This window comes from Pseudomonas sp. ASL3 (assembly GCF_056680425.1).
This window is the reverse complement of record NZ_CM155281.1, coordinates 5,700,296-5,712,302: the sequence shown is the minus strand read 5'-3', so window position 1 is coordinate 5,712,302 and position 12,007 is coordinate 5,700,296. Positions and strand designations below refer to the sequence as shown.

8 protein-coding genes are annotated in these 12,007 nt (G+C 59.8%); 7 read left to right on the top strand and 1 reads right to left on the bottom strand.

Annotated features, from left to right (window positions below):
* The first annotated feature begins 115 nt into the window (after positions 1 to 115).
* The 6 genes from aspA to AC1MEE_RS26040 all read left to right on the top strand — a co-directional run bounded on the left by aspA (position 116) and on the right by AC1MEE_RS26040 (position 7,841).
* On the top strand, positions 116 to 1,540 hold the full coding sequence (aspA, locus tag AC1MEE_RS26065) for an aspartate ammonia-lyase (RefSeq protein ID WP_480412370.1): 1,425 nt from the start codon (positions 116 to 118) through the stop codon (positions 1,538 to 1,540).
* Between the two features lie 301 nt (positions 1,541 to 1,841).
* Positions 1,842 to 3,296: an alanine/glycine:cation symporter family protein gene (locus AC1MEE_RS26060; protein ID WP_480412369.1), complete on the top strand. Its 1,455-nt coding sequence runs from the start codon at positions 1,842 to 1,844 to the stop codon at positions 3,294 to 3,296.
* A 23-nt stretch (positions 3,297 to 3,319) separates the two neighbouring features.
* Entirely contained in the window at positions 3,320 to 4,324 is a 1,005-nt protein-coding gene (locus tag AC1MEE_RS26055; RefSeq protein WP_480412368.1) for an asparaginase, read from the top strand.
* Positions 4,325 to 4,517: 193 nt separating this feature from the next.
* Positions 4,518 to 5,516, top strand: a complete 999-nt coding sequence (locus AC1MEE_RS26050; RefSeq protein ID WP_480412367.1) for an AraC family transcriptional regulator — start codon at positions 4,518 to 4,520, stop codon at positions 5,514 to 5,516.
* Positions 5,517 to 5,684: 168 nt separating this feature from the next.
* Complete coding sequence (locus AC1MEE_RS26045; protein ID WP_480412366.1) at positions 5,685 to 6,713, top strand: histone deacetylase family protein; 1,029 nt, start codon at positions 5,685 to 5,687, stop codon at positions 6,711 to 6,713.
* Between the two features lie 27 nt (positions 6,714 to 6,740).
* The gene (locus AC1MEE_RS26040) at positions 6,741 to 7,841 is read left to right on the top strand and encodes a polyamine ABC transporter substrate-binding protein (RefSeq protein WP_480412365.1); all 1,101 of its coding nucleotides are present in this window, start codon (positions 6,741 to 6,743) and stop codon (positions 7,839 to 7,841) included.
* Between the two features lie 98 nt (positions 7,842 to 7,939).
* Here the strand turns inward: AC1MEE_RS26040 and ltrA are convergent, their stop codons facing one another.
* Positions 7,940 to 9,223, bottom strand: coding sequence for a group II intron reverse transcriptase/maturase (gene ltrA, locus AC1MEE_RS26035; RefSeq protein WP_480412364.1), 1,284 nt, complete (start codon positions 9,221 to 9,223; stop codon positions 7,940 to 7,942).
* A gap of 672 nt (positions 9,224 to 9,895) precedes the next feature.
* Here ltrA and tkt point away from each other — a divergent pair.
* Complete coding sequence (tkt, locus tag AC1MEE_RS26030) at positions 9,896 to 11,974, top strand: transketolase (protein ID WP_480412363.1); 2,079 nt, start codon at positions 9,896 to 9,898, stop codon at positions 11,972 to 11,974.
* Positions 11,975 to 12,007 lie beyond the last annotated feature (33 nt).

The following is a 12,007-nucleotide window of genomic DNA, read 5'->3' as shown; positions in this document are numbered from 1 at the left end:
ATTATGCCGTTTGTGCATAGGGCAGTGCTTAACAGCATTGGCTCGAAATTACCCACAAGCCTAGCATCAGCGGTGTTGCGGCATTGTCCGTGCCTCTCTTGAGACTATCTCTATCATGTCCTCCGCTGCATCATTGCGCATCGAAAAAGACCTGCTTGGCGTTCTCGAAGTACCCGCTGAAGCGTATTACGGCATCCAGACCCTGAGGGCGGTGAACAACTTCCGCCTCTCCGGCGTCCCGTTGTCGCACTACCCGAAGCTGGTCGTGGCACTGGCCATGGTCAAACAAGCCGCCGCTGACGCGAACCACCAACTTGGCCACCTCAATGCGGCCAAGCACGCAGCCATCAGCGAAGCTTGCGCCCGCTTGATCCGCGGCGATTACCATGAGCAATTCGTGGTGGACATGATTCAAGGCGGCGCTGGCACTTCAACCAACATGAATGCCAACGAAGTCATCGCCAACATCGCGCTGGAGGCCATGGGCCACAGCAAGGGCGAATACCAATACCTGCACCCGAACAACGACGTGAACATGGCGCAGTCGACCAACGACGCCTACCCGACGGCAATCCGTCTGGGCCTGCTGCTCGGTCATGACGCCCTGCTCGCCAGTCTCGATAGCCTGATCCAGGCGTTCGCCGCCAAGGGCCAGGAATTCAACCATGTACTGAAAATGGGCCGTACCCAGTTGCAGGATGCGGTGCCGATGACCCTCGGCCAGGAGTTCCGCGCCTTCGCCACCACCTTGACTGAAGACCTCAATCGTCTGCGCAGCCTCGCTCCGGAACTGCTGACTGAAGTGAACCTGGGCGGCACCGCCATCGGTACCGGCATCAACGCCGACCCTGGCTACCAGCACCTGGCCGTAGAGCGTCTGGCGACCATCAGCGGTCAACCGCTGGTGCCAGCCGCCGACTTGATCGAAGCCACCTCCGACATGGGCGCCTTCGTGCTGTTCTCCGGCATGCTCAAGCGCACCGCGGTCAAGCTGTCGAAGATCTGCAACGACTTGCGCCTGCTGTCCAGCGGCCCACGCACCGGGATCAACGAGATTAACCTGCCAGCGCGCCAGCCAGGCAGCTCGATCATGCCCGGCAAGGTCAACCCGGTGATCCCGGAAGCGGTCAACCAAGTGGCTTTCGCAATCATCGGCAACGACCTGTCCCTGACCATCGCCGCTGAAGGCGGTCAATTGCAGCTGAACGTGATGGAGCCGCTGATCGCTTACAAGATCTTCGACTCGATCCGCCTGCTGCAACGCGCCATGGACATGCTGCGCGAGCATTGCATCGTCGGCATCACCGCCAACGAAGAACGCTGCCGCGAACTGGTCGAACACTCGATTGGTCTGGTCACCGCGCTGAACCCGTACATCGGCTATGAAAACGCCACCCGTATCGCCCGCATCGCGCTGGAAACCGGCCGCGGCGTACTGGAACTGGTGCGCGAAGAACGCTTGCTCGACGACGCCATGCTCGCCGACATCCTGCGCCCGGAAAACATGATTGCTCCACGCTTGGTACCACTGAAGGCCTGACCTTCAGCGCCCAAGTCGCTACACGCTAAATGCTCACCAGGCTGAGGGACTAGACACCTCTCACCTTTTGAGGGCCCGGAGATCACTCTCCAGGCCCTTTTTTTTGCCACAGATTGCCGGCGTATATGGATCTGTGGAAGCCAACCGGGACGCGCAGTCTTGTTGGCGAATGGCTTGACGCGGCGCACCTAATACACCGCCGTCGCGCAACATCAACATCAATAACAATCAGCATGCCAATGCAGACGGTGGCGGCACTCCTCGGTATAGTGCCGCCCCTCAAAAATACGAGGAATTTCATATGCTTGAAGTCATCAACGACTTCCTTTCAGGCAAAGTACTGATCGTGCTCATCGTCGGGCTCGGTAGCTACTTCACGATTCGCTCGCGTTTCGTTCAGTTGCGTCATTTCTTCCACATGTTCGCGGTATTCCGCGACAGCTTGCGCAGCAGCTCGGGCCAACTCAGCTCATTCCAGGCCCTGATGCTCAGCCTGGCAGGCCGCGTCGGCGCAGGTAACATTGCCGGGGTCGGGATTGCCGTAACCCTGGGCGGACCGGGTGCCGTGTTCTGGATGTGGGTCACCGCACTGGTAGGCATGGCCAGCAGCTTCTTCGAATGCTCTCTCGGCCAGCTCTACAAGCGCTGCGACGCTGAAGGCCAATACCGTGGCGGCCCGTCGTATTACATCCAGCACGGGCTGGGCAAACGTTGGCTGGGCATGGTCATGGCGGTGTTGCTGCTGGTGACCTTCGGCTTCGCCTTCAACGGCCTGCAGTCACACGCTGTGACGCACTCGCTCAACGACGCCTTTGGCGTGTCCGCCACCTACTCCGGGATCGGCCTGGCTGTGCTGCTGGGTCTGGTGTTCGTTGGCGGCATCAAACGCATCGCGGCGGTCGCCGACCTGCTGGTGCCGGTCAAGACGCTGATCTATATCGCAGTAACGGTGTACGTGATCGTGCTGCAATTCGATCAAGTGCCGACCATGTTGATGACCATCGTGCGCAGCGCTTTTGGCCTTGATCCAGTGTTTGGTGGCTTGATCGGCAGCGCCATCGTGATGGGCGTGAAGCGTGGCGTGTTTGCCAACGAAGCGGGTCTGGGTAGCGCGCCGAACGTGGCCGCAGTGGCTCAGGTTCAGCACCCGGTCGCGCAAGGCGTGGTCCAGGCGTTCAGCGTATTCCTCGATACCTTCGTGATCTGCACCTGCACCGCGTTGCTGATTCTACTGTCCGGCTTCTACACCCCAGGCTTCGAAGGCGATGGCATTGCCCTGACCCAGAACTCCCTGGCCGCTGTGGTCGGCGAATGGGGCCGGCTGTTCATCAGCGTCGCTCTGGCGTTGTTCGTCTTCACCTCGATCCTTTATAACTACTACCTGGGCGAAAACAGCCTGCGCTTCCTGGTCGGTGAAAACCGCAAGGCGCTGATCGGCTATCGTGCGCTGGTCCTGGTACTGATCCTGTGGGGCGCCATCGAGAACCTGGGTACTGTGTTCGCCTTCGCCGACATCACCATGACCCTGCTGGCGTTGGTCAACCTGATCGCATTGGCGATGCTGTTCAAGGTCGGCATGCGTATCCTGCGTGACTATGACGAGCAGCGTAAGGCGGGCATCAAGACCCCGGTGTTTGATTCGAGCAAGTTCCCGGATCTGGATCTGGACCTGCAAGCCTGGCCGAAAACGCCGGCGGCGCAGCCTGCTGAAGCTCAACCAGAGGTTATCGGCAGTCCCATTACCGAAGCTCGATAATCACCACCTGAAGGAGAAGGGCAATGAATCGCGAAACCCCGTCACCCGCTCAGCACGTCATGGTGCTGTACACCGGCGGCACCATTGGTATGCAGGCCAGCGCTAACGGGCTGGCTCCGGCGTCGGGGTTCGAGGCGCGGATGGCCGAGCAACTGGCGGCCCAACCGGACCTGAAGGTACCGAACTGGCGGTTTCGCGAAATGTTGCCACTGATCGACAGCGCGAACATGACCCCCGCCTACTGGCAGCGCTTGCGTGAAGCGGTGGTCGAGGCGGTGGATGTCGATGGCTGCGACGCGGTGTTGGTGCTGCACGGCACCGACACGCTGGCCTACAGCGCGGCGGCGATGAGTTTTCAGTTGCTTGGCCTGAGCGCGCCAGTGCTGTTCACCGGCTCGATGTTGCCAGCCGGTGTCGAGGACAGCGACGCCTGGGAAAACCTCAACGGCGCCCTGCTCACCCTGAGTCAAGGCTTGGCGCCGGGCGTGCAACTGTACTTCCATGGCGAACTGCTGGCGCCGACCCGCTGCGCAAAAATTCGCAGTTTCGGCCGTCATCCGTTCGCCGCGTTGCAACGCTCGCGTGGCGGCGAATCGGCGCAGCCCGTACCAGCAGCGCTGGATTATCGTCAGCCGAAAAGCATCGCCAACGTCGCCGTGCTGCCATTGTTTCCCGGCATCGGTGCGCAACATCTGGATGGTTTGCTCGACAGCGGAATTCAGGCGCTGATCCTGGAATGCTTCGGCAGCGGCACCGGCCCAAGCGACAACCCGCAATTCCTCGCCAGCCTGCAAGGCGCCCAACAACGCGGGATCTGCGTGGTCGCGATCACGCAATGCCATGAAGGCGGCGTCGAGCTGGACGTCTACGAAGCTGGCAGTCGTCTGCGCGGGGTCGGTGTACTGTCCGGCGGCGGCATGACCCGCGAAGCGGCGTTCGGCAAGCTGCACGCCCTGCTCGGCGCGGGGCTTGCGCAGGATGAAGTCCGGCGGTTGGTTGAGCTCGATGTGTGTGGGGAGTTGCGTTAGTCGCCTGTCAGCAAAACAGATAAATTGGGGGACTGATTTATTTTTCGCGCTTTTTGAAAAATCAATCTGTCCCCGGCACCAGGGACAGATTGATTTTCGATGAAGCGCTGAAAATAAAATCAGTCCCCTCACGGGCATAAAATTTGCTCGATTTCCAGTTGCTACCCGCCTCGGGCGCTGCTGGAAGTCGATCATGCTGCACTCCCATCTCACTACCCTCAATGCCGTGTCGCTGGTGCTCAGCACCTTCAGTGCCGAAGGTTTGTCCAGCGAAGCGCTGCTGGCCGGCAGCGGGATCACGGCGGCGGACTTGAGCCGGGCCGATATTCGCATCACTACCACTCAGGAAATGCAGGTCTGTGCCAATGCGGTGGCATTGCGCAAGGAGATCGGCCTGGAGTTGGGGCGACGGATGCATGTGTCGTCCTACGGCGTTCTCGGTTACGCCCTGCTCACCAGTGCCACCTTCGGTGACGCCTTGCGCCTGGCGCTGGAGTATCCGGCGCTATTGGGAACACTGTTCGAGCTGCAACTACGTGACGACGGCGAGCGCATCTGGTTTAGCGCCAGCGATTATCGCGACAGTAAGTCACTGGCGGTTTTCAACGCCGAGTTCTGCCTGGCGTCGCTGAAAGTCACTTGCGATGACCTGTTGGGCAAACCGCTACCGTTGCTCGCTGCACGTTTTGCGCATGCCGCGCCGGATTATCAGGCCAGTTACCGCGAAAGCTTCCCCTGTCCGTTGCAGTTTGATGCCGAGGGCGATGACCACGCCTTCGCGTTCGACAAAAGCTGGCTTGAGCAACCCCTACCGCTGGCCGACCTGATCACCCATCGCGACATGCACGAGCGCTGTCGGCGGCAAAACATCGAGTTCACCGGGCGCCAGGCCTGGCTCGGGCGCATCCGCCAATTGCTCGCCGCTCAACTCACCTGCGCCCCCGGCCTCGGCGCTCTGGCGCAACAGATGAACTGCTCGGAGCGCACCTTGCGTCGGCATTTGCAGGCACTGGGTAGCAGCTATCAGCAATTGCTCGACGAGCTACGCTTCGAACGAGCCAAGCACCTGCTGCATGAAGACCGGCTGCCCATTCACCTTATCGCCGAGGCGTTGGGCTTCAGCGAAACCGCGAGCTTTCGTCACGCCTTCCTGCGCTGGAGCGGCGTCGCACCCAGCCACTTTCGTTTCTGACACTGCCTGAGTCGCCGCCCAGAATTGGGGCGCAACGCCTCAACAAGGGGCGATATCCGGTCAGTTTTATTGGCCATATTTATCCCCTTTTGGCCGTTCCCGTCGTTCACTGATCCGCAGCGCGCCCCAAGAATGAGGCACAGCCCCAGCCTTGAGGAAAATAAAAAAATGCTGACGATCTACTCGGACGATCATCACCTGCACCATGGCCGCAGCGAGCTGATGGATGGGCAGCTGATGCCCTGTTTTGAAATGCCATCCCGCGCCGATCACATCCTGCAAAGGGTCAAAACACGCCATCTGGGTCCGGTCGAGTCACCGCGCGACTTTGGCCTGGAACCATTGAAGCGCATCCACAGCGAAGCATTCCTGACGTTCTTCCAAGGCGCATGGCAGCGCTGGGCCGAGCTGAACCGCGACGGTGATTTGCTGCCCTTCACCTGGCCCGCCCGAACAATGCGCGAAGTGATTCCCCACAGTCTGCTGGGCCAGTTGGGCTATTACAGCTTCGACGCCGGCGCACCGATCACCGCCGGCACATGGCAAGCGGCGTATAGCGCAGCCCAAGTCGCACTGACCGCCCAGGCAGCCATCGAAAATGGGGCTCGCAGCGCCTTCGCCCTGTGCCGACCACCAGGCCATCACGCCGCCGCCGATTTGATGGGCGGCTATTGCTACCTGAACAACGCCGCCATCGCCGCTCAAGCATTTCTCGATCAGGGGCGGCAGAAAGTGGCGATTCTCGATGTCGACTATCACCACGGCAACGGCACCCAATCGATCTTCTACTCACGCAGCGACGTGTTGTTCGCCTCGATCCATGGCCATCCCGAGGCCGAGTTTCCGTTCTTTCTCGGCTATGCCGATGAACGTGGCGAAGGCCCGGGTGAAGGCTTCAATTTCAACTACCCACTGGCTGCCGGTAGCGGCTGGGACGAATGGAGCGCGGCGCTGGAACAGGCGTGCGCGCAGATCGAAGCTTACGCCCCGGATGTACTGGTGATCTCCCTCGGCGTCGACACGTTCAAGGACGACCCTATTTCGCAGTTCAAGCTCGACAGCCCTGATTACCTGCGCATGGGTGAACGCATCAACCTCCTCGGACTGCCGACGCTGTTCGTGATGGAAGGCGGTTATGCCGTCGAAGAAATCGGCATCAACGCCGTGAATGTGCTGGAAGGTTTCGAAAGCGCCTGACCCCACCGACTTATCAGGAAGACAATAATGAAAACACTCAAACGTCTTATCGCACCGGCCCTGTGCGCCTCCCTGCTGTGCGGCGCGGTCCAGGCCGAAGAACAGCGCACCCTGCGGGTCTACAACTGGTTCGACTACATCACGCCGCAGACGCTGGTGGACTTCCAGAAAGACACCAAGACCAAACTGATCTACGACATCTTCGACACCAACGAAGCGCTGGAGGCCAAGCTGTTGACCGGCAACTCCGGCTATGACGTGGTCGTGCCGTCCAACGTGTTCCTGGCCAAGCAGATCGAAGCCGGGGTGTTCCTGCCGCTGGACAAAAGCAAGCTGACGAACGCACCACACCTTGATCCCAAGCTGATGAAACTGCTGGAAGCCAACGACCCCGGCAACAAATACGCCGTGCCCTACATGTACGGCACCATCCTGATCGGCTTCAACCCGGCCAAGGTCAAAGCCGCGTTGGGTGACAACGCACCGGTCGACAGTTGGGATCTGGTCTTCAACGAAGAGAACATCAGCAAGCTCAAAGGGTGTGGTGTAGCGATGCTCGACTCGCCGTCGGAGATTCTGCCGCTGGCCTTGCAGCACCTGGGCCTGTCGCCGAACAGTACCAACCCGGCTGACTACGCCAAAGCCGAAGCGCTGATGATGAAGATTCGCCCATACATCACCTACTTCCACTCCTCGAAGTACATGGCTGACATCGCTAACGGCGACATCTGCGTGGCCGTCGGTTATTCGGGCAGCTTCTCGCAAGCGGCCAACCGCGCCAAGGAAGCCAAGAACGGCGTAGTCGTCGACATGCGCCTGCCCAAGGAAGGTGCGCCGATCTGGTTCGACATGCTCTCCATTCCTAAAGGCGCCAAAGACCCTGAAGACGCTTACGCCTTCATCAACTACCTGCTGCAACCGAAGGTGATCGCGCCGATCAGTGACTTTGTCGGTTACCCGAACCCGAACAAAGACGCCACCGAGCTGGTCGATCCGGCGATCCGCAACAACCCCAATCTGTACCCGACCGAAGCCGCAATGAAAACCCTCTACACCCTGCAACCGCTGCCGCATGAAGCGGAACGGGCGCGTACTCGGGCGTGGACCAAGATCAAATCGGGTACTTGATGCCGTAATCTTTGGATCGGGTCGAGGTAACGGGACTAGCCCGTTACCCCTCCCACACCACCGGACGTGCGGTTTTCCGCATCCGGCGGTTGGACTGCTCAGTATTGCACTGAGGCGAGATCCTGCGCGGTGATCAGGCCATATTGCTTCAAGCGTTTGTTGTTCAAGGCTTGGTGCATGGCCGGATGTGCCGCCGCTTTCCAAGCTCCGTCGTGAAAACTCACTCGCGCAAGCCCTCGTTTCGAGATGCCCATCTTCAGCAGTTGGGCCATACGACCCTTGCGGTTATGCCACCGCTGCCAAAAGCACTTGCGCATGTGGCGCCGCGTCCATTGTGAGAGCTGCGTGAAGTTTCGCTCCGTGGCCAGCCGGAAATAACCAAACCAGCCAAGAAGATAACCTCTCCATTGCTCAACCAGTTCCCGGGAGGTGAGTCCCTGTCTGGCTGACCAACATTCACGAACGCGTTTGCGGTATCGCTTGACCGTCCTGCCCGACAGGTGATTGTTGCCTTCCTCGTCGATCAGATAACCCAGAAAATCGCGTTCCCAAGGACGACCCGTGCCGCTCTTGCTGGCATTGACCTTCAGCTTCAGGTGTTTCTCGATCCACGCCACGATGCTTTCCAGTATTCGCTCTGCGCTGCGCTCGCTTTCGACAAAGATCATCAGGTCGTCTGCATAGCGACAGAAGCTCAGCCCTCGAGTTTCCAGCTCCTTGTCCAGCGGGTCCAGATACAGATTGGCCAGCAGCGGACTCAGCGGACCACCTTGCGGTACGCCCGCCGTGCGTTTGTGCCGCTGGCCGTTCAGGACCATGTCCGCGCGCAGGTTCGACGCCAGATACTTGTTCAGCCGCTTGTCCCGGATGTCGCGGGTGATGCGCGTCATGAGTCGGTCGTGATTGACCTCGTCAAAGAACGCTTCAATGTCCACATCGACAACCCAGGTCTTGCCGCTGAGCACGAAGTCTTTCGCCGCCCTGATCGCGTCAAGGTTGCTGCGCCCGGGCCTGAACCCGTAGCTGTGCTCACTGAAACCACCGTCCCAAAGCTTCGTCAGTTGCTGGCTTACCGCTTGCTGGATCACTCGATCCTGCGTGTTGGGAATCCCCAGCAGCCGTTCTCCGCCTTGGGGTTTGCCGATCGTTTTACCCCTGATCGGACCGGGCTGGTAGCTCCCGGCCAGAAGCTTTTCCTTGATGCCCGGCCAATGCTTGACCAAGTGCGCTTCGAGGTCTTCAGTGCTAATACCGTCAACCCCGGGCGCACCTTTGTTGGCCCGGACTTTCTTGAACGCACGGCGCATGTTGTCAGCCTCGACAACCTGCTCCACGCTGATTTCGCTCAACACGTCTCCAGTTTCCTGTTCCGTCTGACACATCACTCGCTCTTTCCTTTCATTAGTTCTCCGGGATCCACCCGGGCATTCATGTCCGGCCAACCCGTCGGTGTCACTGCACTTTTCCGGGTTCGGTTTCAAAGAGCTCTGGCTCAATGTAAGAAGTCCATTACGGGTGTTGTTTATCCTTCGGCCCTTTGCTCCAAGCGCATTACCGCTCATCTTCGCTACTACGGCCTCTGCTGACTTCTCGCTCACTGACGTGTGCGAGATCTCCCCGGGTAAGGTGCCAAAACCATCGGCCCGTGCCGTCAGGCTCTACTGAATGCGTCTTTCGGTGACAGTCGGATTTCGTGGTTCCCAGCACACTAATCGCCCGCATCCAGCCTCGCTGCCTGTTCGTGTTCCTACGGTCGTGCCTTTGCTACGCGCTTCTTTCAGCTTGGCCTCACGGCGTCCACCTTGCGTTTCGCTACAGTTGTCGTCACTTAGTCTGGCCATCGCTTTCAGATGGCTGGTTTTGGCCCATGCCGGGCACACTGGGAGCAGGCTCGCCTGCGAATGGCGATACATCTGACACCGCACCGGCCTCTTCGCAGGCAAGCCTGCTCCCACAGGTTTCACTCACTACATCAATTCCGAGGAACAAACCCAGCCTCGCCGTGCTCAACACCTATCTGGATGTTCAGCAGCACGTCACCGAGGGTTAATTCAATGAGCTCTTCTTCAACGTCTTCCTCCACCGACCAACTGTGCATCAACACTATCCGCACGCTCGCCATGGACGCGGTGCAGAAGGCCAACTCCGGTCACCCCGGCACGCCAATGGCGCTGGCGCCGGTGGGCTACACGGTCTGGAATCAATTTCTTCGGTATCACCCCGAGCACCCGGATTGGCCCAATCGTGACCGTTTCGTGCTCTCCATCGGTCATGCGTCGATGCTGTTGTATTCGCTGCTGCATCTGGCGGGCGTGATCGAGATCGACGAGCACGGCAAGCCGTCGGGCAAGCCCGCCGTCAGCCTGGAAGACATCAAACAATTTCGCCAACTCGACTCCAAAACCCCAGGCCATCCGGAATACCGCATGACCACCGGGGTCGAAACCACCACTGGCCCACTTGGTCAGGGCTGTGCCAACAGCGTCGGCATGGCGATGGCGGAACGTTGGCTGGGCGCGCGCTTCAATCGCCCCAATACAACGCTGTTCGACTACAGCGTGTATGCGTTGTGTGGTGATGGCGACATGATGGAAGGCGTGACCGGCGAAGCCGCGTCGATTGCCGGGCACCTCAAACTCGCCAACCTGTGCTGGATCTACGACAACAACACCATCACCATCGAAGGCCATACCGAACTGGCGTTCAACGAAGATATCCAGACCCGGTTCAAAGGCTACGGCTGGAACACGCTGCATGTCACCGACGCCAATGATGCCGGTGCGCTGGCCAAAGCGCTGGAAACATTCAAGCAAACCCAGGATGCCCCGACACTGATCGTGGTCGACAGCGTGATCGGCTACGGCGCGCCCCATAAGCACAACACCTCGGCCGCCCACGGCGAACCCTTGGGTGTCGAAGAAATTCGCCTGACCAAGAAATTCTATGGCTGGGACGAGAACGCCAGTTTCCTTGTTCCGGAAGACGCCCGTCATTGCCTGCGCGACTCGCTGATTCAGCGCAACAACGGCGAGTTCGAGGCATGGCAAAAGACCCTCGCCGACCTCGGCCGTAGCGATCCAGCGCTGGCCGATCAATTGCGCCGCATGCGTGCCGGTGAGATGCCTGATCAGTGGCAGGACGAGCTGGAACAATTCGAAACTGACGCCAAGGGCATTGCCTCTCGCGCGTCAGGCGGCAAGGTACTCAATGCCTTTGCGGCGAAGATTCCGTGGCTGATCGGCGGTTCGGCCGACCTGTCCCCGTCGACCAAGACCAACCTCACGTTCGACGGCGCTGGCAGCTACTCAGCCGAGAATTACAGCGGCCGCAACCTGCACTTCGGTGTCCGCGAACATGCCATGGGCTCCATCGCCAACGGTCTGGCGCTGTCTTACATACGCCCTTACACCTCGACCTTCCTGGTGTTCAGCGACTACATGAAACCACCGATTCGCCTGGCCTCGATCATGGAGCTGCCGGTGATTTTCGTCTTTACCCACGACTCCATCGGCGTCGGCGAAGACGGTCCGACCCACCAACCCATCGAGCAACTGACCCAACTGCGGGCCACACCCGGCCTGCTGACCCTGCGCCCCGGTGATGCCAATGAAACCACTCAGGCCTGGAAAGTGGCGCTGGCGCAAACCCATCGACCCTCCTGCATTGTGCTGTCGCGACAGCCGTTGCCGACCCTAGATCGCACGCGCTACGCCTCGGCTGAAGGCACCTCGCGCGGCGCTTATGTCTTGGGGGATGCCGTCAAGGGTCAACCCTCGGTGATCCTGATCGCCACGGGCAGCGAAGTGGGCATGACGGTGAAAGCGTTTGAACTATTGAAATCCGAAGGCATCGCCGCCCGCGTCGTTTCGATGCCCAGTTGGGAGTTGTTCGAGGACCAGGATCAGGTCTATCGCGACAGTGTGCTGCCGCCAAGCGTCAGCGCCCGGTTAGTGGTCGAGCAGGCAGGTCCGGTGGGCTGGGATCGTTACGTCGGCAACACCGGCGCCAAGGTGGTGATGAATACCTTTGGTGCCTCGGCGCCGATTGAGAAGCTGCAAGCCAAGTTCGGCTTCACGGTGGATAACATCGTGAGGACGGCTAAAGAGCAGCTGGCCAAATCATCTGGCGACTGATTGTAGGCGCTGCCGAAGGCTGCGATCCGGACG

Excerpts from the sequence above, each read along its gene's own strand:
- aspA (WP_480412370.1), top strand. The coding sequence starts at position 116 with ATGTCCTCCGCTGCATCATTGCGCATCGAAAAAGACCTGCTTGGCGTT.
- AC1MEE_RS26060 (WP_480412369.1), top strand. The coding sequence starts at position 1,842 with ATGCTTGAAGTCATCAACGACTTCCTTTCAGGCAAAGTACTGATCGTG.
- AC1MEE_RS26055 (WP_480412368.1), top strand. The coding sequence starts at position 3,320 with ATGAATCGCGAAACCCCGTCACCCGCTCAGCACGTCATGGTGCTGTAC.
- AC1MEE_RS26050 (WP_480412367.1), top strand. The coding sequence starts at position 4,518 with ATGCTGCACTCCCATCTCACTACCCTCAATGCCGTGTCGCTGGTGCTC.
- AC1MEE_RS26045 (WP_480412366.1), top strand. The coding sequence starts at position 5,685 with ATGCTGACGATCTACTCGGACGATCATCACCTGCACCATGGCCGCAGC.
- AC1MEE_RS26040 (WP_480412365.1), top strand. The coding sequence starts at position 6,741 with ATGAAAACACTCAAACGTCTTATCGCACCGGCCCTGTGCGCCTCCCTG.
- ltrA (WP_480412364.1), bottom strand. The coding sequence starts at position 9,223 with ATGTGTCAGACGGAACAGGAAACTGGAGACGTGTTGAGCGAAATCAGC.
- tkt (WP_480412363.1), top strand. The coding sequence starts at position 9,896 with ATGAGCTCTTCTTCAACGTCTTCCTCCACCGACCAACTGTGCATCAAC.